Origin of the sequence: Halobacteriovorax sp. RZ-2 (assembly GCF_043196685.1) — a bacterium.
Taxonomy (GTDB): Bacteria; Bdellovibrionota; Bacteriovoracia; order Bacteriovoracales; family Bacteriovoracaceae; genus Halobacteriovorax_A.
In genome coordinates, this window is sequence record NZ_JBEBMR010000003.1 from 413,379 (window position 1) to 437,441 (window position 24,063).

A 24,063-nucleotide genomic window follows, 5' to 3' on the forward strand; every position below is an offset into this window, starting at 1 on the left:
AAGAGTTATTTAAAGACTTTTTTAAATACTAGGCCATCCTTTGCGATGGCCTTTATTTCAATTGGATAATCCCTAAATTGTTTTAAGCGTCGCGCGACTTCAAGATCGCTCTTAGATAATAAACAAAGTTTAAATTTATTCTTATCGATATAACATGAGCTTAAATGTGTATGGCCAATCTCGGCCTTAATTATCTCTAGGCCACACTTACGAGCTTCGCTTTCAAGCTCCAGCATTGCATTCATAATCGTCTTATAATCAGAAACACTCTGGGCAGTCCCTTTAAAAATTTTTGATTCTAAAATAACGTCGCCGGCCAAGTGAAATCGTATTTGCATCACTTCCCTTTTGATGACCCCATAAAGAGCATAGGAGTGGCGCAAAAGCTTACGGTCCCACATTGTTGGACTACAAATCAGCTGATCATTGCAGTATACCTGCTGCCCAACAGTCTTCAGGTTTACGTACTCATTGCTTAAGGCGTGAATTTTAACTCGATCAAAGAAGCTCATTTCCATATTAAAATGATCGGCGTTGCCAAAAGTAAGTGTGAATAAATTTTAAATATTGATCATAATCGGCAAAATAGTGACATTAGGGGCCCAAAAACAGGGCATTTTTGTAAAATGTACAACTCGAAAATGTCATTTTTTGTGAAAATTCTTAGAATTTCTTACATTCGGCCTATTTTCTGGCCCGCTAAATTATTGAAATTGTCACTTTTGTTCTTTGTTCATAAAACTAACTTAACAAAATAAAAGAAACGAGAGGGGTTTTATTTATGAAAAAATTTTTAGTTGCTGCTGCTTTATTAGTTACATCTGCAATGGCCATGGCCGAGACTTGTCATGTTGATATGGTTGCCAGAAATGGACGCTCAATTGATAAATTCTCATCGTATGATTACAACTTTGAAGCTGCTTGTCGCCAGGCCCTAAGGCAATGTACACGCGAACAAGACAGAAGGTCATATGATCGCGTTGTTGCTCGTGCTACATGTACAGTTACATCAAGAAGGCCAGTTCCACCACCACACCAAAGAAAAGAAGTTTGTTCATTTAACTTAGTAAACACACAAAACGGAAGAGTTGTTAATACATTTACAGCTCAAGCAAATAACGAGCACCAAGCTTGTCGTAAAGCAGATGATAAGTGTTTTGATGCAAGATACACAAAACAAAACCCATGGAAATTCTCTTGTGAAAAGGTTCGTGGAGGTTCTAGGCCACCAAGACCAAACCCAACTGTGACAAGATTTTGTACTGTTGATAGAATTGCAAATGGAACAATCTCAGGTCGTGTTGTTCAAACATACACTTCAAGTGCAACAGCGAGAACAGCTTATGAAGCAGAAAGTCGTGCATGTCAAAAAGCAACTAGTGACTGTGCAATAGATGCAAGATATAGCCACCGTCGTGACACTTGTATGAGAAGATACTAATCTAAAATTTTTCAATAAATCTAATACTCCATTAGATTTTGGTTGTAAAAAGGGGGCGCCTTTTCCAGGGCGCCCTCTTTGCGTTTTGGGCATATTTTGATAGGATAACTCCATAAAAAGTGAGGTATTCAATGACAAATAATGTCTATATAAACCGCCGTAAAAAGCTACTAGAAATGATGGATGACGGAATTGCAATTATTGCTTCCGCTACATATGCTCATAAGAGTAATGACACAGAATTCCCATTTCGCCAAAACTCAAACTTTCGTTATTTAACAGGCCTAAATGAAGCCGATAGTGCTCTTATCCTTTCAAAGAAAGGTGGGGTTGAAAAACAGATTATCTTTGTTCGTCCAAAAGATGAAATTGCAGAGATGTGGGCCGGAAAAAGACTTGGCCCAGTAAAGGCTAGTGAGCTTCTTGGAACAGATGAAGGTTACTCAATTGAGGAACTTGATAAGAAACTAGAAGAACTTCTACCAGGACACAAAAGTCTTTACGTTCACCTAAGTGAGCGCACTGATATTGCAGATAAGGCCAGAAAAATTGCAGCTTCACTATTTCACAAGAAAAGAGCGCAACAAGAGCTGCCACCAGATACATTTAAAAATGTAGGCCACTTAATTGAAAAGATGCGTTTTATTAAAGATGAAACAGAAATCGCCACAATGAGAGAAGCAATGATCGTTACAGATCGTGCTCACCGTGCGGCCATGGCACTTGCTCGCCCAGGGGCAACAGAGCAAGAAGTAAATGCACTTATGACTTACCTTTTCATGAAGGGGCCATCTCAAGGAAGTGCATACGATAATATTATTGCAGGTGGAAATAACGCAAACTGCTTACACTATATCAAAAATGATGAAGTTCTAAATGAAGGTGACCTTCTTCTTATCGATGCAGGAAGTGAGCTAAATGGTTACGCAACAGATATCACAAGAACATTCCCAGTTAGTGGAAAGTACACAGGTATTCAAAAAGAAGTTTATAATATCGTTCTTGAATCACAGCTTGCGGCCATTGAATTATCAAAACCGGGTAATAACGCAACAATCCTTCATAATAAAGTTAGTGAAATCCTAACTCAAGGTCTAATTGATCTTAAGGTTCTTGAAGGAAGTGTTAGTTCAAATATTGAACAAGCAAATCACAGAAAGTACTTCCCTCACGGAACAGGTCACTGGCTAGGTCTTGATGTTCACGATCAAAACCCATACTTAATTGAAGGGACAAAAGATCCAATGACTTTCACAAAAGGTTGTATCTTTACAATTGAGCCTGGACTTTACTTCAACAATGAATTCTCAAATATTCCAGAAGAGTTAAAAGGAATTGGAATTCGTATCGAAGATAATATTCTTATCACTGATGATGGATACGAGAATCTATCTCACATGATTCCAAAGACAGTTGAAGAAGTTGAAGAAGCTTGTGCAAAAGACGTAAAGGAATTCCTACTGTAATGAAAACGACAAATCTTCTTTTAATAACTCTTTTTATTTTAATAGGTGCTTCTTGTGCCTCCAATGATAGACGAGATGATGAAATTCATCTCGTTCATTGGAATATTAAGGAACTTGATACTGCGAAACTAAGTAAGAAGAATGACCAACTTACAAGTGTTAAAAATATTCTAGAGAAACTTGATTTCGACGCTATTAGCGTAAATGAAATTCAATACGACCTTCCTAATGGAAAGAATCTAGAAAAGCTCTTGGGTCAATTAAAAGAAGATACAAGTGAATTTGCCTTTAGCTTCACTCAGGCAAACACTGGAAACAAAGCAAAGAAAGTAAATGGAAAGTACTCTAAGGATCGCAAGAATGCCGACCAAGTAAATTACGGACTTTTCCCAGGTCAGTACTCAACAGGTTTCGCTTCAAAGCATCCAATCAAGGAAGAGATCATCGTAAAGGATCTTCAGTGGAAGGAGTTTAATCCCGCCGCAGACTTTTCAAAATTTCGCGATGGTGGCGGAAAGAAACTTCCAAAAGAGATGCAACTTTTTGATAAGAGCTTCACTCACCTCGTCATTGAGGTCGCAGATAAAGAAGTGCATATTATTCTTCTTCACACAGTTCCAAGTTATCACTTTGGAAATCGCCAGACGCCAAACTATGAAAGAAACCGTGACCAACTTCGTTTTCTTGAGTGGTATGTAACTGGTGCAACAAATTTCAATGTGAAACTTCCAAAGAAGTATGCTCACTTAAAACCAATTCATAAAGAAGATCGAGTGATCATCATGGGTGATTTCAACACTTCAATTTATATGAATAATCCTGGCTCTGTTGTCCTTAGAAGATTATTTAATCACCTAAGTCCTTGGCTCAAAAATCCAGGGCCAACAAATGAGCGCCAAACTTTTGCCGGCAATCGTAATCCACTAACACTAGATTATATTGCTTACAGGGGCCTAAAGCTTATGGATTCTGGAATCTATAATCCAGAGACTCTTGTTAATAAAGGCAATGTCTTTTGTACGCCACCAAGTGAGCTACCAAAGTATATGGTTAAAGGATTAGATAAGCGTGTGACTTGTATTGATGACGATGCCATTGAGCTAAAGAAGGCAAGTGATCACTTCCCTATTTGGGCAACATTTCGATTATAATTTAAAAATAAAGTAATTAAACATTACGATTGAGGATAAAGCCACCGATTAATTCAAGTGGTTTTATCGTCTCTTGTAGTCGCTCTTCATTGAATCCACGTGCAATTAATTCAGTGCGGATTTCGTGAAGGATATCACGGGCCTCATCAATTAGTGCCTTTGCCTCATTTTTGATATTGAATACACTGCTAGCGATCTCATCGAGATTTACAATATCCTTTAGTTCACCACCTTTTTGGTAGGCTTCCATCTTAAGAGGATTGGCCGCAAGATAGTCATAGACAACTGAGTTAACTAAGTTTTGCTCAAGGTCGAGGTGAGCATCTTTTAAACTCTCTCCGTCACTGAAATCAAGTGTGTCATCGACCATTTGGAATGCAATACCAATGAGATGTCCAAAGCGTGCGGCCTTAGCTGCCAACTCTTCATCTTCAACACCAAGGTAGGCTCCAGACCAACAGCACCACCCCATAACAGAAGCTGTTTTATGGAAGGCGATATTTTCAATAACTTCTTTTGAGTATTTACGAGACTCAAGAGCATCAGACTGAACCCATTCACCAATGGCAAGGTCTTGAATAACTTGAGACATGCTTTGTAGAACTTTAATTGAACCAATTTTTGAGAGACTTAAGATAACATCTGCCAGTAGGTAGTCTCCAGCAAGTACGGCCTTCTTATTTGATGCTTCAACATTAATTGAAGGATTTCCACGCCTTTGCGTTGCGCCATCGATAACATCATCGTGAGCAAGTGAAGCAGCGTGAACCATTTCAATCGCACGAGCACAAATCGTCACATCCTCTTTCTCATGCGCATTAAAAAAATCTGCCATTAAAAATGTCAGCATTGGGCGCAGGCGTTTTCCACCAGATAAAACAGTTTTAGCGAGAACTTCCTTAATGGATTTAAGGCAGTTTTCAGACTTAATATCAAGGTCAATATTGACCGCTTTCTCTAAAATTTGTGGAGGGATGCTTTCAAAAAATTCGTTCATAGTTTTTTCCGTTTTAATAGTAATACCACTTGTCGAAAGGGGCCGTAAATGATTAATATAACGCAAATACTATTGATAAACACTGCACTGCAGAAGGACTGATTAAATATGAGCAATAAAGAACTTGCTACAAGAAAAACGAAGTCATTTGAGATCTTTGATAAGATCGCTGGTACATACGATTTACTAAATCACATCCTTTCATTTGGTATTGATATTTACTGGCGTAAGGTGGTTATTGCCAACCTTCCAAAGAGAGAAAAACTACAATGCCTAGACCTTGCTTGTGGAACTGGGGATCTTACAATTGCCCTTGCCCGCGCAAAAAACGTTGAGAGCGTAACAGGAATTGATCTATCGAAAGGTATGATTGAAATCGGTAAGAAGAAAATCGTAGCAAAGAAATTAGATCATAAAGCCAAGATGCATATTGGTGATGGCGTTGAAATTCCAGCGGCCGATGAAACATTTGATGTCACAAGTGTAAGCTTTGGTATTAGAAACTTCCCTGATTTCAAAAAATCTCTACAGAATATGTACAGAGTTATTCGTCCAGGTGGAAGAAGCTTTGTCCTTGAGTTTTCAATTCCAAAGAATTTTATCTTTCGTGGAATTTACTTCTTCTACTTCAGATACTTACTACCATTTGTTGGAAATTTAATTTCAAAGCATAAGGATGCCTACACTTACCTAAATCAAACTGTAGAAGACTTTCCATATGGACAGGAATTTGCGGACGAAATGACTAAGGCAGGATTTAAGAATGTCAGATTTATTACTCTAACATTTGGAATTGCCACTCTTTACATTGGAGAGAAGTAATTGCGTTTATCTGCTAATAACCTTCAAATTGATATTATCAATGCCTTGATTAAGCTTGATTGCTCAAGTGAAGATTTAATCAAAGGCAGTGAATATAGCCTCTATAAGTTTGAAGCTGGCTTTAATAATATTTCATCTATTATTGATCACTTTCAAACTTTTAAGAAGTTTTACTTTTTAAACAAGGACAAGGACACAGAAATCTTGGCCCTTGGTTCATGGCGTGACTTCAACTCTCTTTATCACTATGAAGACATTGAACGCCTTATTGAGTCACATGACTTCTTAAAAATCTGTGGAGCACAGCGCTTTAAAGCTGAAGCAGACTCTCTCGAATGGCACGGCCTTGAAGACTGCTCGTACTTTGTTCCCAAGGTTTTAATTGAATCAACTCCTCAAGGAGTCGATATCAATGTGATTCTACCAAACTCTTTCTTTGCGGATGAGCAAAATAAGAAACAAGCTCTCCATGAGTTAGCGATCACTTTAGATCCGAATCCTAAGCATACCCTTAGTGATTATAATCACATTACAAAGAATGTGTCTGAAACGAGCAAGAATCAGTGGAATAAAATTGTGAAGGCAGCTGTTTCAAAAATTAATCGTTCACAGATATCAAAGATTGTTCTCTCAAGAAAACTTAAGGTTTCTTTTAAGAATCCAATTTCCTCTTATGGACAATTTAAAACGTTGAAAGAAAATAATAGTCACAATAGCTATAATATCTTATTTCAATTTTCTCCTCACCAGTGTTTCTATAGCGTAACACCTGAGACTCTATTTAAACTTGATGGTAGAAAAATCTTTATTGATAGTCTTGCGGGGACGACAAAAAGAGGTGCAAATAAACAAGAGGACGATGCTCTTGAGCAAACACTTCTAACAAATACAAAAGAGCTAGAAGAACACAGACATGTCTCTAGCTATATTGAAGACACACTTGCGAGTCTTGCAAGTGATATTGAAATCACAAAGAAAGAGCAAATCTTAAAGCTTAAGTATATTCAGCATATTCACACTAAGTATGAGGCCATCTTAAATGAAAATGCAAAACGTAGTGATTTAATCACACACCTGCATCCAACTCCAGCTGTAGCGGGACTTCCAAAGCCACTAGCGATGGATCTCATTAGTGAACTTGAGACAAATTCAAGGGGGCTCTATGCTGCACCAATTGGTTATTTTTCAAAAGATAGAACTGAATTTGCTGTAGGACTAAGATGTGCCCTTGTGGATAAAACAGACCTTCATATCTATGCGGGTTGTGGAATCGTCAAAGACTCCTCGGCCGAAAAAGAATGGAATGAAACCACAAATAAAATGAAGAACTTCACTGAAGTTATCAAGGCCAAATCATGGACAAATTTCCAATAACAGAAAATCTTTCAAGACTTTGGGCATCCATTATTGTTGATGAGTTAGCAAAGAACTCAATCACACAATTTTATACAGCTCCTGGTATGCGAAATGCACCAGTTCTTGCAGCTGCCCACTACCATGAGTTAGTCGATACCTATTCTTACTTTGATGAAAGAGCACTAAGCTATAGGGCCCTAGGGCGCTCAAAAGTTTCGGATTCAATTCCCCTTCTGACTTGTACTTCAGGAACGGCCATGGCCAATTTCGCGCCGGCCATTATTGAAGCAAATAAATCGGGGCTTCCACTAATTATACTTACGGCAGATAGGCCAAGTGAGTTAGTAAAAACGGACTCGAATCAGACCATTGACCAACTTAGTGTCATCGCTGATCACACTTGCTATAACTTAAGCCTTGAAGCACCAAATGAAGCATTAAGTGCCACAAGACTTAGAACTCTAATTTCAACGGCCATAGGTCGAGCAAAGATCAACAAGAGACCGGTGCATATCAACCTACCTCTTAGAGAGCCTCTTGACTCAACAGCAATGCCTATTTCCAAAGAATACCTAGAAAAGGCACGAGAAAGTTTTAATGCAAATGGAGCAAAGGTTATCTCAAGCGCCTATCAAACATATCAAATGGAGTTTGAATTAGGTCAAAAGCTAGTTGAAGCAAAGAATATTCTACTTGTTATTGGTAAGCTTGATGGAAAGAAAGATCTTGAACACTATCAAGACGCTCTGATGAAAATCAAAGTCCCAAAGTATCTTGATCTAACAAGTGGATTAAAGTATCAGTTTTGCTTAGAAGACTACCTAACACCTAATTTTGATCATCCAGAAGTCTTAGATGTCTATGAGCAGAACCCGCCAGATATCATCATTCATATTGGTGGACGCTTAGTTTCTAAGCACTACTATAATTACTTAGAAAGAAATAATTGTGAGCTTATCCATGTAACAAATGTGGACTTTGATCACGACCCTGGTTTTTCTAATACACACAAAATCATCTGTGACCCACTCTCATTTCTAAATGGGCTTGTTAAGCTAGAATTAAACCAAGCACCACCAGTGATGTGGCATGACTTTGTCGAGAAGAAAAGGGCCATCATTGAAGAGCAAGAGCTAACACAGCCATTTATTTCTAAGAATATCATTGAAAATATCGACGACAATTATGACTTACTTGTAGGTAACTCAACTATTGTACGAAGCTTTGATAACTTTGTTTCTAGCAACTACAGATCAAATGTTAACGTATTTAGTAATCGCGGTGTAAGTGGAATTGAAGGCTTTGTTGCAACTCTTGTTGGACTTAGTGATGAGAACGATAAACCAAAACTTCTCGTTCTAGGTGATATCTCGTTTAAGCATGACCTAAATTCACTTTATATGCTTGAAGAAGCGGCCAGTGCCGGAAAGAATCTAACAGTTATTATCATTAATAATTTCCAAGGTGATATTTTTAACCTTCTTCCAATAGCAAAAGAAAAAGAATTTCTTCCTCTTCTAACAACACCACACAAAGACCGCTTTGATCGCCTTATCAAGGCATTTGATGGACTCACTTATCAGTGTTGTGAATTCAAGAAAGACTTTAATAAGCTAGTGGCAGATGCCCTAAGTACTAAAGGTGTCAATATTATCGAGGCCATCACTAATAACGAGTCAAATTTGGCACTCTTTAAAAAATTAAAAACAGTAAAAAGGTAAAATAATGAGTCAACTTGTAAAAGGATTTATAACTGCAGCAAGGCCCAAGACATTACCGGCCGGGGCCTCTCCGGTTATCATGGCCACGGCAGCGGCCTATTTTGATCAAGGTGATATTAGTTGGATAATATTTGCGATCACTCTTGTCTGCACTCTCCTCTTACAAATCTCTTCTAATCTAATTAATGATTACTACGACACCCAAACAGGTGTTGATACACAAGAGCGTTTAGGCCCAGAGCGTGTCACAAGCACAGGCCTTGTAACTCCACAGACAGTAAAGAAGTTTTTCATTGCTACATTGGCCATGGCCTTCTTACTTGGAATCTTTCTCATGAATGTTGGAGGACTGCCAATTATCATTGTTGGCCTTGCCTCAATTCTTGGAGCCTACGCCTACACAGGTGGCCCTTTCCCACTATCTCACTACGGCCTTGGAGAGCTTCTAGCTCTTGTCTTTTTTGGCAATATTGCAGTTTGTGGAGCTTACTATCTTCAGGTGGGCACAATTAATGATTCAATTATCCTTCTTAGTCTCTATCCGGGCCTACTAAGTGCGGCCATTATGGCCATTAATAATGCTCGTGATATCGAAAGTGATAAGGCCGCAGGTAAGCTAACACTTGGAATTTTACTTAATAGAATGATGAAGAATGCCTCAAGCTGGCTGCCTTTAATCTTTGTTATTATTGCCTTTGCCGTCTTATGCGGACATTCTCTTCTCATTTTAAGAAGTGGTCAGGCCATGGCCCTCGATCTTTTTCTTTTCATTTTAACTTTGGTATTTTTAAAAACATGGACGTATCCTATTAAGAATGGGCCATCGCCGGCCTATAATGAAAGTCTTGCCCGTACAGGTAAGTATCTTTTCATTTCAACTCTTATTTATAGTGGGGTCATGTGGCTAAGCTAGTTCTTAGACCTATATACAAAGAAGTTCATAATATGCGCTTAGCACTTAAGGCGCGTGCAAAAGAATATAAGAAGATTGATTACTTTGAAGTGGAAGTCTACATTAAAGAAGAAGTCTTCACTTCCTATATCACCCAATTTGCCTTCTTCTATGAGAATCAAGAACTCGAACACGAGTATGAGATCGACTATCCCCTTGATGAGTTTATTAAGGGCGATTTATTTGAAGCTCCTATTATTAATGAGAAGGAGATTCCAAATAATGTTATCTTGGCCTTTGAGTATGCACTCATTAAGTTCTACCGAAAAGTAAATGGTAACAATGATTACTTTAATCAGGCCAACAGCGTGAGGATCAATTTACTTTATCAAAAAGGCCTAGACTTAAAATTCCATTCACATGATATTTTAAAATATAAAATTTCCACAAGCTCCAACACTCATGATGTGATCTCAGACCTTAACTCATTGGCAGCTAAGGGTGTAAGACTGCGCTTAGATGGAAACCGTAGTCTTGATAGTTCTGTTTTAGAAAGCATCCTTTATAATCTTGAACCTAAGACAATTGAAGCAATTGAGTATATTGAAGAGCCATTTAGTGATCTCGGACTATGGGCCCAAAGCCTATGGAGTGATCGCATTGCCCTGGCCCTTGATGAGAGCTTTGAGTTTCAATTTAGAAAGAATATTCCAGAAGAAGTTAATCATATAATTCTTAAATTTGGTGTCAATATCAACGTTTTTGAATTCTTCCAGGTAAGGCGCGACAAGAGAAATTGGCAGATTATTGTCACAAGTGGACTTGAGTGCCCTCAATTATTTAACTTTGTTATTCATTTAGCAGCTTTAGAAAATAATTCCGCAGGCCTTTCAACCTTCAATTTCTACCAAAATGGGTTAAAATTATTTAAAGAATTTCAACCTGAAAAGAGTTTGCTAATAGCAAGGCCTCTTTAATCTTTGTGTTGAAGAGTTTTAACAAATTTTAAGGAGAAGTTATGTTTAAAGTACTTGGTTTAACAGCACTACTAGTTATGGGATCTTGCTCATCATTTCATTCAGATAAGTCTGGAAAGTCATGTGATCGCTCACAAAAGAGCTGTTGTGCAAAAAAGAAGAAGGATTGCAAGGACTCTAAGAAATGCGAAGGTAAGACATGTGATCGCAAGAGCAAAAAAGCTAAAAAGAAATCTTAATAATCGATTCTATCGATCATGTAATAGAGGGCCTGCACATTTTGCAGGCCTTTTTTTTATCCCTATTCGAGTTATAATATTGGCAGGAAAAGGAGTTTTTCATGAAAAAAATTATCTCTCTACTTACCCTGTCTACACTAGTTTTATTTAGCGCCTCGTGCTCTTCAAGCACAACTCGTGATGTCGCTTCTGAACGAAAAGATTGTAAGGAAACATCTGTTCCTGACTACGAACAATATTACGAGAATTACGAAGACTGTAATCAGCTTTAAAAAACTGCAAAGACAAATTTATATTGTAAGTAATTCATACTTAACACAATTCTGTTTTTACACATTGTCACTTAATTGATACATCTCTCTTATTAAATCGCCAATTTATAAGCCAATTTGAGAAGAGAGAGTAGACAATGTTTAAAAAATCCCTACTAGTTTCACTTTTACTACTTAGTAGTATTACTGCCCAGGCATACGACTTCAATGTTCGTGCCTTCATGGTTTTAGACCTAATGACACTTGAGAAGATCGGTGGTAACAGCACTCGTGCTGAAATGGGTTACGGAACAGCAGATATTAAAGTTTATTTCAACCACGAGCAGTGGAGCGCCAAATTCAAACTTGATATCGATGCAACAGAAGAAGCTGGGACAACAGTTGACCTGATGGAAGAGGCCCTACTTACTTACCGTTTCAATAATAATTGGAAGCTAACAGGTGGTAAGGGTAAAGTTCCTTTCTACACAATGCACTTTGGTATCACTGAAAGAAACCTAATGGACGGTGGATACCTAACACAAACATACTCAGGAATGAGAGCTGGATACTTCAAAAGAAAGTATCTTCTAACTCTTCGTTATGGTGGTTGGAGACAAGGTCAAACTCACGATGTGACTTTCTTTGGTTCAAATCAACAAGCAAGACGTGACAGAGATAATCAGTCGATCCCATACCTTGGTGGAGATCCAACATCTGAGCTTTCTTACGATACAGAAAGAACATTTAACACAAACTTCCAAAGAGGTTTTGCTTATAAGGGACGTTTTAACCCATCTCAAAATCATGAAATCATCTTTGGTGCTTTCACTTACTGGCGTGATATTGATCCTGAAGCCGATCACGGATACTCTGTTGCTTACCAATTTGAAAATAATAGCTGGGCATTTTGGACAGAAGCTCTTTACGGATACTTCTCAAAGCACCCTAATGATCGCTATGCAACTCTTAAGCAAGAGACTTATAACGCTCAAGCAGGTTTCATATATAAGATCGATGACAAGTGGGCGGCAGGGATCAACGCTGAGTACTCATTTGTTTACGACCTAGCTCACGATAAAGCCGATTACTCTGCTGACCCAGACACAGGTTTCGGACAGTCGAGATACAATGACGGAAATATCAGTAGAACAACGATCTACAAGCTGGATATCGGTGCACAATATAAGCTATCAAGAAAGGTACAACTTAATGGTGGTTTCCTTGTTGAGCGCCAATACAGAGAAGAAACAAATACATCAACAGATGGTAATGCGGACGAAACGAACGGATACGCAATTAACTTCTCACTAAGTACTTGGCTTTAGGCCCAGTACTTAGAGCTTAAAAGTTTTACTTATTTAAGTTATCTTAACTAACAATCAATACGATACATCTCCTAAAATGAATTAATTTAGGAGGTGTTTCGTGGCCATCGAACAATTTATCATAATTTTATTTATTGGTGCCATCTCTGGCTGGCTAGCAGGAAGTCTCTACCGTGGAGAAACCTTTGGCCTTGTGGGTAATATCATTGTGGGTATTATGGGCTCCTTCGTAGGAAGCTTCACATTCCACCTGGTAGGCTTTGCAAGTTACGGGCTTATAGGAAGTATTGTTATCTCCACCATCGGCGCTATCGTCTTCTTAGCGACTCTCCAGCTTTTGCAGAAGTTGTGATGATATCTTTTAATTATCTGGTAGACTATTCGCAGACCTGTGACTAAAATACGCCACATGGGCCTAATGTTTATATTTCCAGTATCAAAAGAAGAAAAAGATCGTATCACAATCAACGAAGAGGGTTTAACTCTTAAGACCTATGGACTACCGATGGTTTTTTGGGGCTACCTTCTAGCAGCTGCAACAGTCGTTATTGCCATGTTTATTGGTGTTAAAGGACCGATGATTAAGCTATATAACACAGGTGATAGCATCAACCAGGCACTGGTTATTGCGGTTGCGGCCACACTATTTCTTATCCCTTTCATCACACTTTCTTTCTATATGTATGAGAAATTTATTATCAAGCAAGATGATAAGCTTGTCCTAAAGCATAGACTTTTCTTTATCCCAATCTATAAGAAAACTTATAAGCTTGCGGCAAAGGATGCTTTTTCAATTGACCACTTCATGGACTCTCCAAATGTGGCAAAGATGAAGCAAGATCCAACAATGCGTGGTTTTGAAAATAAGGGCTACTTTCAACTTTTTGCAAAGCTTGAAAATGGAAATTATATTTTTGTGGATCGTTCAAATAGAAAAGCAGACCTGAAAAAGATTCAGGCCCTGCTATCAGAATTTTAACTGGATTTTACTCGCTATCGTCTTCTTTGTAGTTTTGACGAATTGTTTTAGGGCGGCGACCACCACCAAGGCGTTTTTCTTTTGAGCTGTCGCGTCCATCACGCTCCCAGTGGTTCTTCCATTCCTCTTTCTTAGAGTTCTTTTCTTCCCACTTTGCTTGGCGCTCAGTCATAACCTTTTCAACTTCATCTTTCTTTCTTACTTTGAAGTTTCCAGATTGCTTAAGCTTTGAAAGTTTCTCATTAACAACTTTCTTATTCTTAGCTTCACGCTTGGCCTCAACACCTGCTTTCGTGTGCCCTGACATATCCACAGTAACTTCACCGTTAACGAGTGTCTGACAAGACATACGCTCTTTAGTGATGTGGAATACATTCCCTAAAAGTTTTTGCTCAACTTCCGTCGGCTCATTTAGGTTATCTGCTCCAGCAGTGATTCTCACAATACAGTCAGTACATGTACCGTGTCCTCCACAACTAGAGTTAACATAAACTCCATTCTTTTTCAGATGCTCTAATAGAGACATCTCATCATCAACGTAAATTGTCTCATTTGATGGAGTAAGATTAACTTTGAACATTTTAAGCCTTCATTAAATTTATTGAGAACGAATAACTCGATTAAACGGTCTTCTTGATCTTATTCTCAATGGTTTCTAAAATTTTTCCTTTAAGAGGCTTTAGCATAAAAGATAGGTCAAGATCAACTAGACAGTAAGAATCTTCAAACTTTAGCTTCAATTCAAAGCCTTTTCCTTTAGCTTGCATGGAAAAATTACCATCATCTGTTGTGACATCAGCCTTTACATTGAATTTTGCCACGTACTCAGGCGTCACGGCCTGCTTTCCTAGATTATAAGCTTCCTCTTGATTTGAGGCCTGACTATAGTTTACCTTTAAACTCATCGAAATAATCCTTATTGTATTGGTTTGTTACTTAGTTCCTGTTGAACCGAAGCCTCCGGCCCCTCTTTCAGTATCAGTCAACTCATCCACGGCCGAGATTCTGGCCTGCCAAACAGGTGCCATAACCATCTGAGCAATACGCTCACCATGCTTAATGATGAAGTCTTCCTTTCCGAAATTTCCAAGAATGATCTTAACTTCCCCGCGGTAATCACAATCGATTGTCCCAGGTGAGTTAACAACAAGTAGGTCTGTCTTAAATGAAAGTCCTGAACGAGGTCTGATTTGAACTTCATATCCATGAGGGATCTCAAAGCTTAAACCTGTAGGAACAAGAACACGAGCACCTGGAGCGATAACAAGGTCATCTTTGTTCTCAAGGTGAGCACGAAGATCTGCTCCTGCAGCTCCAGTTGTTTCATATTGTGGAAGATCGAAGCTAGAGTCGTAATGCTCTAGCTTCTTAACTTTTAAATCAACTACTCTATCGATCATAAGTCTCAATCTGCCTATTAGTCTTTTTTGTCACCACGTGGCTTTCTGTCACCGCGAGGTTTTCTGTCACCTCTTGGGCGACGATCACCTCTGTCACCGTCTCTCGACTCACGTGGCTCGCGCTTAGGAGCATCTTTTTGTGCTTCAGCTTCAGTTTTTCCGTCTTTTCTCTTAAGAGCTTCAACTGCTTTGATAGAAAGCTTAGCGCGTCCCATTTTATCGATTTCAAGAACCTTGATCTTAACTTCCTGACCTTCATCTAGGTAGTCAGCAGCATCAGTGATTCTCTCTTCAGCGATTTCAGAGATGTGAACAAGTCCACCAACACCAGCAGCGATATCAACGAATGCACCGTAATCTTTTAAAGATGCAACTTTCGCTTCGTATACTTTTCCAACTTCTGGTCCATTCATTTGTAGAGCAACTAGTGCCATACACTCATCGATTGCTTCTTGGTTAGTTGAGATGAACTTAGTTGTTCCATCTTCATCAATCTCGATAGTAAGATCGAAATCTTCTTGAAGCTTCTTGATATTCTTCCCACCAGGACCAATAAGGCCACCGATTTGATCTTGCTTAATTTGCATAGACTTCATAACAGGAACACCTTCTTTAAGTGTCTTTCTTTCTACGCTAATCGTTTTTGCCATTTCACTTAGGATGTGTAGACGACCTTCACGAGCTTGTGCCATTGAAGTCTCAACGATTTCTTTTGTAAGACCAGTGATCTTAATATCCATTTGAATTGCAGTAATACCTTCTGTTGTACCTGCAACTTTAAAGTCCATATCACCTAGGTGATCTTCGTCACCAAGGATATCTGTTAGGATTTTGAATCTCTCACCATCAGTTACTAGACCCATTGCGATCCCTGCAACTGGAGCAGCTAGAGGAACACCAGCGTCCATAAGTGCCATTGAACCAGAACAAACAGAACCCATTGAAGAAGAACCATTTGACTCTAGAACCTCACAAACAAGACGAGTTGTATATGGGAAGTCTGTAGGAATTACTGCTTTAAGAGCACGTTCAGCAAGGTTACCGTGACCTTGTTCACGACGTCCAACACCACGTACACCACGTGCCTCACCTACTGAGTATGGAGGGAAGTTATAGTGTAGGTAGAATTGATCTTCACTTGTTCCGATAATACGATCACTCATTTGAGCACCTTTGCTACCACCAAGTGTAACAGCGGCCATTACCTGAGTTTCACCACGTGTGAATAGAGAAGATCCGTGTGGAACTTTAAGAACATCAATTTCTGTTTCGATTTCACGTACTTCAGCAAGACCACGTCCAGCAATACGCTTATCTTCGTCTAGGATATCTCCACGAAGCATTTCATACATTAGCTCATCAACACCTTTGTATGCTTCTTTTCCAAAAGCTTCGTCTTCAGCAAGACCAAATGCTGCAGGATCCGCCGCCATTGCGTCTTTAACTTGAGCTTCAATCGCTTTAACAGCTTTTTGTCTTTCAAGTTTATCTGTAATTTTTAGGGCCTCACGCGCAGTTGCCGTGTAGTCTGTTCTAATTTTTTCTAGCATTGTTTCGTTAGCAGCAGCAGAAATGAATTCACGCTTTTCTTTACCAACTTCTTTTTGAATATCTTTAAGGAATGAAACGAAACCTTCGATTTCTTTTTGTCCAAAGAAGATTGCATCAAGAACATCTTGCTCAGGAGCAACTTTCGCTTCCCCTTCAACCATAAGGATTGCATTGTCACTTGCTGCAACAACGATTTCCATATCAGACTCTTCCCACTTATCGTGGTCAGGGTTGATTACGAATTCACCGTCAATACGCCCAACCTTACAAGTACCAATTGGACCAGCAAATGGGATATCAGAAATAGTTAGAGCTGCAGAAGCACCAAGTGCTGCTAGAACCTCAGGGTCACCTTCTGGTGAGTAAGAGATAACTGTACAAGAAATAACAGTATCAAACATATATCCATTAGGGAAAAGAGGTCTAAGTGGTCTATCAATTAGACGAGCATTTAGAGTCTCACCTACTGAAGGGCGACCTTCTCTTTTTAGGAATCCACCAAGGAATTTCCCTGCTGAATAAAATTTTTCTGTGTATTCAACTAGAAGTGGAAAAAAGTCTTGTCCGTCTTTTACTTGAGTTGCAGATGTAGCAGTAACTAGAACTTGTGTACCGCCACTAGATACGATAACTGATGCGTCAGCTTGCTTGGCCATACGTCCAGTTTCAATTGTAACTTCCTTACCACCAAAGTTGTAAGTAAACTCTCGTTTGTTGTTTAACATAAATAACTCCATTTATATTTTTGAATGTCTATATTAAGAAATGTGTTAGTTGGAATGTATGTGAGAAGAAATCCAAAGAATATGAAAATCTAAAACCACCGAAATCAGCATGTTTTTAAATTTTAATATCCCTTAAATCTCAAACTCTCCTCTTAACCATTTCCGTACTAAAATTTTAACTTTTTAAATAAAAAAAAGGAAGCATAAAGCTTCCTTTCTTTTTATTTGGTTTACTTTCTAAGACCAAGTTTCTTAATAAGTGCTTTGTAGCTTTCTTCGCTGTTAGTAGCTACATACTTAAGAAGACGACGACGACGTCCAATCATCTTAAGAAGACCACGGTTAGATGAGTAATCGTGGATGTGTGAACCAAAGTGAGCTTTTAGGTTGTTGATTCTTGTTGTAAGAATAGCAACTTGAACCGCTGCACTTCCGCTGTCTTTTTCACCTGCACCAAATTCTTTACCAAATTCAGCTACGATGCTTGCAGTTTCTGCTTTTGTAATCATAATTTTCTCCGTACTTACCCAAAACCGAGCAAGGAAGTTATTTTCCAGGCCAAGTGAGGGGCGCTATAATTTTGAGCATATTATCTTATAATTTCGCTCATGTAAACCTTTAAATTCTCGAGCAAACGGGCCTCAATTTGGCGAATTCGCTCTCTAGACACCCCGTAATCGTCAGCAATGGACTGGAGTGAGCGCGGAGCATCATTTAAGAGTCTCTCACGAAAGATTTCTCGGTCCCTAGGCTTTAGGCCTTGAATGAATTGGTCCAGATTATCTTGTAATAATTTCAAGGATTGCTGAAATTCAATATCCTCAGCAAAGTCACCAGAATCAGGTAGCAGATCACCCATTGTTGATGATGACTCTCCCACAGGAGTATCGATGCTGACTTCTGAGCCACCTTCACCAAGGCGCATATCCATCAGGGCCACGGCCTTCTCGCTTACATCAAGGTTTTGAGCAATGGTCTTGTGGTCGGGTTTAATCCCCTGGGCCTCGAGGCGTTCTTTTTCACGCATGAGGTTATAAAAAAGCTTCTTCTGTTCATTAGTTGAACCGAGCTTAACTAACTTAAAATTATCGAGAATGAACTTCAAGATATAAGACTTAATCCACCAAGAAGCGTAATAAGAGAGCTTGGCACCCTTATCTGGCTCAAAGAGTGAGACGGCCTTCATTAAGCCGATATTTCCCTCTTGGATAAGGTCCATCACATTGGCATGAGCACTGCGATATTCCATGGCAATCTTAACCACAAGGCGTAGATTTGAGACAACAAGCTTCTTTGCCAGATCAATATCCCCTGATTCACGAAATTGCTTAACGAGTAGCTTTTCTTGTTCAGGTGAAAGGAGTTCGTAGCGAGAGATCTCTTTTAGGTATTGATTAAGTTTATTATCTAGCTTGGAAGGAACCGGCAGGTTCGAAGCAATGGCCGGTAGTGTCTCTTGAATCAGCTGGACTTCTTCATCAATTGTCAGCTTCTTTGGGCCGATATCAACGTAGTCGCCTTCCTCATCAGATATTGAATGAGGAGTTACGATAAGATCGGAATCTTCGACAGATGGAAGAACCTCGACATCGAACTTTGGTTTATTATTGTTTTTAACTTTTGCCATTAAGGCTATTTATCATTTTTTGGCTTCGACGGCCATAGAATCGATATTATTTAGGGTTTCTAAGGACTTAATTTCATTTAAGTCCCTTGTTGATAAATCAGTGACAATCCTTTTATTTCGTATTGCAACAAGAGCAAATGGAGCAATACGGATGTTAACTCCAATCTTTAGTTGCTTTGCTTCATCACCTTTTGGCAGCTCGATATAGTCAATAATATCGAATTGTCTAATAAGTTCATCGGTCATCACTTGAGTGAGATCTGCATTTACAGAGAACTGCATTAGGGTATTTTTAATATCCTTATAGTCATTTTCAATATAGAGACTTAGACGTTTTTTTAGCTGTTCAACTTTCTTGTCGTCATTTCCAACATGAGCGATTTTGTACTGCTCATAAATCCACTTAATATCAGTACGTGGAATATTGATATCGAAGTGGAGATTAATCATATTAGTTACATCACTGGCCTTATCAAATTCACCATGAAGAACATTGAAATTTATTTCAGGAAAGCTTTTGCGATAAACAAAGTAGTTATTTACTTCTTTATCAACTTGCATAACGAGAGCTTCCTCGTAAGAAAGTTTTTTAGAATTTGATTTTAAATAATCAAGGGCCCAAAAATCCCATAGGCCATCATTTGATAAAGAGATATAATCTTTGATCGTTTTTGAATCATGTGTCCAAACGTTAAAATCAGGCACTCGTGTGACGAGAGCCAAGAATTGACCAATAAGGCGAGGCTTTTCATCCTTAAATTCATCAAGCGCTTTAACAAATTCGCTATCAACCTCAGTGGAGTACTTTGGTGATGAGAAACGAAATTTTTCACAATAGGCCAGTTTATAATCAAAATTAAGATTAGCTGAACCAACTGGACGAATAATATCTTGTTGAATTTTGGAGATGTTTTTTGGGCGACAGATTTGATTTCGGCAAAGGGCCCCTTTTTTGTCTGAGAGCTTATCTTTAAATGCATATGTATCAAGTCCACTCAGTTCGCGAATGATATAGCTCATGACAGCAGATGAAGATAAGAAATTTGCAAGCTTTCTTGGGTAATTAACTTGGCCCCCCCATGAGCATGCGTATGAGAAAATACCAGTGGTGTAGTATAACTCATTAACTAGAATTTCATTTTCACTTTGTAGTTTATTTAACTTATCTGTATAGAGCTTCTTTCTTTGATCAATTGGTAAAAAGATTTGGCCTTCGTCTTTAAAGTAGTTTTGGAAAAGATATTTAATTAGGCGGTGGCCCATCAATGTAATATTTTGAGAACATTTTGAAACGAGAGAGTTAACAAGATTGTCATATTGCTCACTATCAAATTGAAGCTTCTTGGCATAGGTTGCAATGGCCTGCATCGAATAATTCATCATCTTATACTGAAGTGTGGCCATTATTGTTCGGTAGAACTCGTCTCTTTCTAGGCCATTATTGAAGTAAAGTTTTGCACTATTTTCACGACAAAAATAATCAAGCTTTTCATCTTCGAGATAGAATTTTCGGTAATTATTTAGAAGGTCGAAATTTTCTTTTGAATTTTTAACACGAGATTGCTCAATAGACTTACCAAGATTATCAAATATTTTATCTCCTTGTTTGTTAAGAACAAGAGAATCAGCTGATAGTGCTTGTAGCGATATCATTGCCAACAATGGGCAGGCCAACAAACGTATATACTTTAAGAATTTTGCAAAAACATCCATGTAAAATCCATTTAAACTTTCGCTTAAGTTATCGGAATTATTCCCGAAAGGTTTAATGGGAAATTTAAAAGAATTAAAATATGAAAATAATTTCACTTAAGGCCATTCTCTTACTCATAAGCTTATCGTTATTAAGTGAAGTCATTCGTGCGCAATCTAATGCAAATATTATTTCAAGGCAGGCCAAGCGTGAGCTAGATCCACCTTATAATATCTATCACGAAATTGAGGCCGCTTACTTCAATGAAGGGCTACAACTAGATGATCGCAAGGATTTTCTTGATCAATTGAGGGTTGCTAAATCCCTTTTAATTGATGGCCATTCCAATGATGCCATCCTTGTTCTAGAAAAACTTTCGGCCAAAACAAATAGTTATAAGAAACAACTTCTCATTAACCGCTTCCTTGTACTTGCATACTTCTCCGATGCACGGGCCAAGGAGACACGCGAGACACTGGCCTCCTTACAAGATAACGCCTCTTGGTTTTATCAAAATTGTACAATGAGAATGGTGAGTGCCCTTTCAATGCCAAAAGAAATGAATGAGAAAATTGAAGAAATCTTCAATAATTGCATTGTCAGAATTCACAACAAGAATCCTTATCAGGACAATACTTGGCTTAACCTTGTCTTAGAAAAGCGCCTTAAAGGTTATGTTAGATCAACACGAATCAGAGACCTAATGGCCAGCAATAATATCGATATCATAAAAACAGTTCTTCGTTATGGTATCTTTTTTAAAGAACACGAAAGAGTTTTAAAACACTATGGAACAATACCAGTTGAATTCTATGCAGACCCAATGCTTAGAACACTAGTTGCAGTTAATCTTTATAACGCTGGAAAGTATGATCAAGCATTAAAACTTGCTCAATCAATTGATAATACAAATACAAATAAAATTAAAGGCCACATGGAGATTCATAAAGATGATATCAAGACGGCCTACTCTCACTATATATCAAACTTAATTCAAAAGCCTGAATCAATCGTAAATAATAAGCTCATACTTACCACAGCATGGCTTAGTGGGAATTTTAAGAATGCTCGAATCGCACTTTCAAAAATTCCATTATCAGACTCACTTTCTCGTGAAAAAGAACTTTTAAGAATCAATATTCTTATCAAAGAGGGAAAGTTTAAAGAGGCCGTTTACCTAATGAATAATCTGGATATTCGTTATAACAAGCGTCTACCTTATGAGGCAGCGATTCTTAGTACATATTTAAAATTATTAAATAATGATCAAAACTGGATTCAGCTAAGTGATAAGTCATGCCTTAACAAGAATATCATCAGTTGCTGGCTGCATATGCAATCGAAACTATGGGATAATTTTACAACTGAAGTGATTCGAAAGGATCAAAAGATGGAATCAAAAACGATACAGGATCGACTTGAGTCCATGATTACAGCACCAGCACAAAAGAAATTTAATGAGCCAGTGCTTATTTATCAAAAAGATATTTACGAACTAGACTTAGCACAGTACCCAGACCTTGGGCACTGATCTCGTTAGAACGAATAGCGATAACCAAAGTTAATCATCGCGCCACTCATATCAACATCGCTGTCATTACCGCCACCAGAAATCGAGAAAGAGTGTGTTAAATACTCTAGCTCAGCGAAGACGAAACTATAACGATTAAGCCAATAATCAAGCTTACCTCCGAAATAAAGGCCCATACCACTTTCAATATCAAAGCCATCATCAGCATTGGCCAAGCTATACTTAGCACCAGCTTTAGCAAAGAGGTCTAGCTTTTTCAAATTAAGAACCTTAACGCCAAACTCTCCGATAAAATTGGTAAGAGTTGCACTGACAATACTAGAAGTAGCATTTAAAACAATAGGCTCTTCATCAATTGAAAGCTGTCCACTAACGTAGAAGATCGAACCAAATTGATAATCGACACCAAGATTCATTTGATAGAATCGTTCAATATTATTTGAAAGACTTGAGCTCGCAAAGTTTTCATTCAATAGTCTAAACTTGGCAAATGGACGAAAGCTTCCATTACCCATAAGGGCCAAGCTAAGCTCAATCCCCCTCTTGCCTAATTCGTAATCACCACTATCATAGCCGAATGTATGGCCCTGATTCACAAGAGAGAGCCCTACAATATTTGAAGAGAACCTTTCGGCCGTCGTCATTTTCTTTCCACTAACACTCTTATAGCTTGCAAGAAGTAAGTTTGATTTTAAGAGGTCATTTAATTCACTTTGTTTTTGAATTGACTCATGAGTGTTATTAACAACAAGAAATCCGCGGTTTGGATCAAGTGTAAGATTCTTTGGGGAAATAAAATTCCCATTGGAGCTGTTGATACGTCCAATTTCTCGTGCTTCATAGACACGATAATTCTCATTGAAGGTCGCATTCTTTTCAGGTGGAATATAAATACCAGAAACCAGATCAACTAATCCACCGGCCTTTGGCGCATACCTTTTTTGTGAGCTTGAATACTGGCCACGATATGAGCTTCTCTGCTCAGCAGGTTTGAAGAGATTATCTGTAAGTGGATAAGGAGATAAGTTAATTTCCTCACTATCAGTATCTTCTGAATAGACTGTCATATCTAAACGATTATTAGGATAAAGTTTTGATAGCTGTAGCGGATTTAACTTAACAGGCATGGAAACAGGCCTTGACTCGTGAAATGTAGCACTATATTGGCCACGTGCAACTGTTGCCACGTCCTTTAATTTTTCACCAAAGAGAACATCATTAATCTCTTTGCTAAAATTTCTGATTTCATTATTTGTACGAAATTTAAATTTAATTTTTTGTTCATTAAGACTTCTTCTAAAAACAAGTCTTTCACCCGCACTGAATTTATGAGAGCGATTGATTCGCTTCATATTTGCTTTACCTGTAAAAGTCAGCGTTCCAGTTACGTTATTATAGATATTGTAGAGAACAAGAGAGTCAGTGTCTTCAAGGCCAACAAGAGCGCTATTAGTTCTTACAAAAATACGATCAAAGCGAGAGTCCCTAACCTTTCTTTGTTTCTTAACTTTAAGTCTTATGATCCCAGCGTGAAGTGAGACAAAGTCACCTTCAGGTGCATTGATAAGCTCAATTGTAACCTTTGAATTAGGCCCAATGATAAGTAAATCACCACGTTCATTTGAAAGTCGAGCATATGAATTATCTTCAGTAATAATAAGAGTGTCTTGAGAAAGATTTATATCACTAGTGATTTTAGTTGCATCTATTTGGCGTGATTGATTCTTACTTATCAATGAAATATCACCACGTCCTGAATTAAGCTTTATTGCAGCTAATGTTTGGATTGAAACACAAAGTGATAAAACAAAGAAAGTACTTTTTAAAAGCATGTATATTCCTAAATTGACTTAAATTCTAAAATTTCTAATATTGAAAGTTACTTCAATTTTACTTGAAACTATTTTTAGGTCAAC

General features: G+C 38.2%; 23 protein-coding genes and 1 pseudogene. 14 read left to right on the top strand and 10 right to left on the bottom strand.

All coding sequences use genetic code 11. The features are described 5' to 3' along the window. Positions 1 to 5: 5 nt before the first annotated feature. Positions 6 to 518: a hypothetical protein gene (locus ABMA78_RS13550; RefSeq protein ID WP_392860790.1), complete on the bottom strand. Its 513-nt coding sequence runs from the start codon at positions 516 to 518 to the stop codon at positions 6 to 8. Between the two features lie 263 nt (positions 519 to 781). Here ABMA78_RS13550 and ABMA78_RS13555 point away from each other — a divergent pair, with 263 nt between their 5' ends. From ABMA78_RS13555 to ABMA78_RS13565, 3 genes are all read left to right on the top strand, one after another. Then, on the top strand, positions 782 to 1,441 hold the full coding sequence (locus ABMA78_RS13555; RefSeq protein WP_392860792.1) for a hypothetical protein: 660 nt from the start codon (positions 782 to 784) through the stop codon (positions 1,439 to 1,441). A 131-nt stretch (positions 1,442 to 1,572) separates the two neighbouring features. Next, positions 1,573 to 2,907, top strand: coding sequence for an aminopeptidase P N-terminal domain-containing protein (locus ABMA78_RS13560; RefSeq protein WP_392860794.1), 1,335 nt, complete (start codon positions 1,573 to 1,575; stop codon positions 2,905 to 2,907). Then, complete coding sequence (locus ABMA78_RS13565) at positions 2,907 to 4,058, top strand: hypothetical protein (RefSeq protein ID WP_392860795.1); 1,152 nt, start codon at positions 2,907 to 2,909, stop codon at positions 4,056 to 4,058. The genes ABMA78_RS13560 and ABMA78_RS13565 overlap by 1 nt, the downstream gene beginning before the upstream one ends. Before the next feature lie 16 nt (positions 4,059 to 4,074). Here ABMA78_RS13565 and ABMA78_RS13570 read toward each other — a convergent pair whose 3' ends face one another. Next, positions 4,075 to 5,055, bottom strand: a complete 981-nt coding sequence (locus ABMA78_RS13570; RefSeq protein ID WP_392860796.1) for a polyprenyl synthetase family protein — start codon at positions 5,053 to 5,055, stop codon at positions 4,075 to 4,077. 108 nt (positions 5,056 to 5,163) lie between these two features. Here ABMA78_RS13570 and ubiE point away from each other — a divergent pair, with 108 nt between their 5' ends. From ubiE to ABMA78_RS13620, 10 genes are all read left to right on the top strand, one after another. Beyond that, positions 5,164 to 5,877, top strand: coding sequence for a bifunctional demethylmenaquinone methyltransferase/2-methoxy-6-polyprenyl-1,4-benzoquinol methylase UbiE (gene ubiE / locus ABMA78_RS13575; RefSeq protein ID WP_392860797.1), 714 nt, complete (start codon positions 5,164 to 5,166; stop codon positions 5,875 to 5,877). Next, positions 5,878 to 7,251: an isochorismate synthase MenF gene (locus ABMA78_RS13580; RefSeq protein ID WP_392860799.1), complete on the top strand. Its 1,374-nt coding sequence runs from the start codon at positions 5,878 to 5,880 to the stop codon at positions 7,249 to 7,251. Further along, on the top strand, positions 7,233 to 8,954 hold the full coding sequence (gene menD, locus ABMA78_RS13585; protein ID WP_392860801.1) for a 2-succinyl-5-enolpyruvyl-6-hydroxy-3-cyclohexene-1-carboxylic-acid synthase: 1,722 nt from the start codon (positions 7,233 to 7,235) through the stop codon (positions 8,952 to 8,954). Before ABMA78_RS13580 ends, menD begins: the two co-directional genes overlap by 19 nt. A 4-nt stretch (positions 8,955 to 8,958) precedes the next feature. Then, the gene (gene menA, locus ABMA78_RS13590; protein WP_392860802.1) at positions 8,959 to 9,867 is read left to right on the top strand and encodes a 1,4-dihydroxy-2-naphthoate octaprenyltransferase; all 909 of its coding nucleotides are present in this window, start codon (positions 8,959 to 8,961) and stop codon (positions 9,865 to 9,867) included. Continuing rightward, a complete protein-coding gene (locus tag ABMA78_RS13595) occupies positions 9,855 to 10,823 on the top strand; it encodes a hypothetical protein (protein WP_392860803.1) in 969 nt (322 codons plus the stop codon). The genes menA and ABMA78_RS13595 overlap by 13 nt, the downstream gene beginning before the upstream one ends. 41 nt (positions 10,824 to 10,864) lie before the next feature. Then, positions 10,865 to 11,062 carry a hypothetical protein gene (locus tag ABMA78_RS13600; protein WP_392860805.1) on the top strand — a complete coding sequence of 66 codons (198 nt, stop codon included), beginning with the start codon at positions 10,865 to 10,867 and terminating at the stop codon, positions 11,060 to 11,062. 101 nt (positions 11,063 to 11,163) lie between these two features. Next, positions 11,164 to 11,334 (top strand): hypothetical protein, encoded by a 171-nt coding sequence (locus ABMA78_RS13605; protein ID WP_392860807.1) that lies wholly within the window; start codon positions 11,164 to 11,166, stop codon positions 11,332 to 11,334. Positions 11,335 to 11,471: 137 nt separating this feature from the next. Continuing rightward, complete coding sequence (locus ABMA78_RS13610) at positions 11,472 to 12,641, top strand: hypothetical protein (protein ID WP_392860808.1); 1,170 nt, start codon at positions 11,472 to 11,474, stop codon at positions 12,639 to 12,641. Positions 12,642 to 12,741: 100 nt separating this feature from the next. Then, positions 12,742 to 12,993 carry a GlsB/YeaQ/YmgE family stress response membrane protein gene (locus ABMA78_RS13615; RefSeq protein ID WP_021266560.1) on the top strand — a complete coding sequence of 84 codons (252 nt, stop codon included), beginning with the start codon at positions 12,742 to 12,744 and terminating at the stop codon, positions 12,991 to 12,993. A 57-nt stretch (positions 12,994 to 13,050) separates the two neighbouring features. Beyond that, entirely contained in the window at positions 13,051 to 13,620 is a 570-nt protein-coding gene (locus ABMA78_RS13620) for a hypothetical protein (RefSeq protein WP_392860810.1), read from the top strand. A 7-nt stretch (positions 13,621 to 13,627) separates the two neighbouring features. Here the strand turns inward: ABMA78_RS13620 and ABMA78_RS13625 are convergent, their stop codons facing one another. From ABMA78_RS13625 to ABMA78_RS13655, 7 genes and pseudogenes are all read right to left on the bottom strand, one after another. Continuing rightward, positions 13,628 to 14,200 (bottom strand): 2Fe-2S iron-sulfur cluster-binding protein, encoded by a 573-nt coding sequence (locus ABMA78_RS13625; protein ID WP_392860812.1) that lies wholly within the window; start codon positions 14,198 to 14,200, stop codon positions 13,628 to 13,630. 40 nt (positions 14,201 to 14,240) lie between these two features. Continuing rightward, complete coding sequence (locus ABMA78_RS13630) at positions 14,241 to 14,525, bottom strand: hypothetical protein (RefSeq protein ID WP_392860814.1); 285 nt, start codon at positions 14,523 to 14,525, stop codon at positions 14,241 to 14,243. Between the two features lie 27 nt (positions 14,526 to 14,552). Next, positions 14,553 to 15,020, bottom strand: coding sequence for a dUTP diphosphatase (gene dut, locus ABMA78_RS13635; protein ID WP_392860816.1), 468 nt, complete (start codon positions 15,018 to 15,020; stop codon positions 14,553 to 14,555). Positions 15,021 to 15,208: 188 nt separating this feature from the next. After that, positions 15,209 to 17,296 (bottom strand): annotated as a pseudogene (gene pnp, locus ABMA78_RS13640) (polyribonucleotide nucleotidyltransferase); the annotation flags it as partial. A 230-nt stretch (positions 17,297 to 17,526) separates the two neighbouring features. Continuing rightward, on the bottom strand, positions 17,527 to 17,805 hold the full coding sequence (gene rpsO / locus ABMA78_RS13645) for a 30S ribosomal protein S15 (protein WP_392860817.1): 279 nt from the start codon (positions 17,803 to 17,805) through the stop codon (positions 17,527 to 17,529). A gap of 80 nt (positions 17,806 to 17,885) precedes the next feature. After that, positions 17,886 to 18,923, bottom strand: a complete 1,038-nt coding sequence (locus tag ABMA78_RS13650) for an RNA polymerase factor sigma-32 (RefSeq protein ID WP_392860818.1) — start codon at positions 18,921 to 18,923, stop codon at positions 17,886 to 17,888. A 12-nt stretch (positions 18,924 to 18,935) separates the two neighbouring features. Next, the gene (locus tag ABMA78_RS13655; RefSeq protein ID WP_392860819.1) at positions 18,936 to 20,636 is read right to left on the bottom strand and encodes a hypothetical protein; all 1,701 of its coding nucleotides are present in this window, start codon (positions 20,634 to 20,636) and stop codon (positions 18,936 to 18,938) included. Between the two features lie 80 nt (positions 20,637 to 20,716). On the opposite strand from ABMA78_RS13655, the gene ABMA78_RS13660 reads away from it, so the two are divergent. After that, positions 20,717 to 22,147: a hypothetical protein gene (locus ABMA78_RS13660; RefSeq protein ID WP_392860820.1), complete on the top strand. Its 1,431-nt coding sequence runs from the start codon at positions 20,717 to 20,719 to the stop codon at positions 22,145 to 22,147. 5 nt (positions 22,148 to 22,152) lie between these two features. On the opposite strand, the gene ABMA78_RS13665 is transcribed toward ABMA78_RS13660, so the two are convergent. Then, positions 22,153 to 23,979 carry a hypothetical protein gene (locus ABMA78_RS13665; protein WP_392860822.1) on the bottom strand — a complete coding sequence of 609 codons (1,827 nt, stop codon included), beginning with the start codon at positions 23,977 to 23,979 and terminating at the stop codon, positions 22,153 to 22,155. Positions 23,980 to 24,063: the final 84 nt, after the last annotated feature.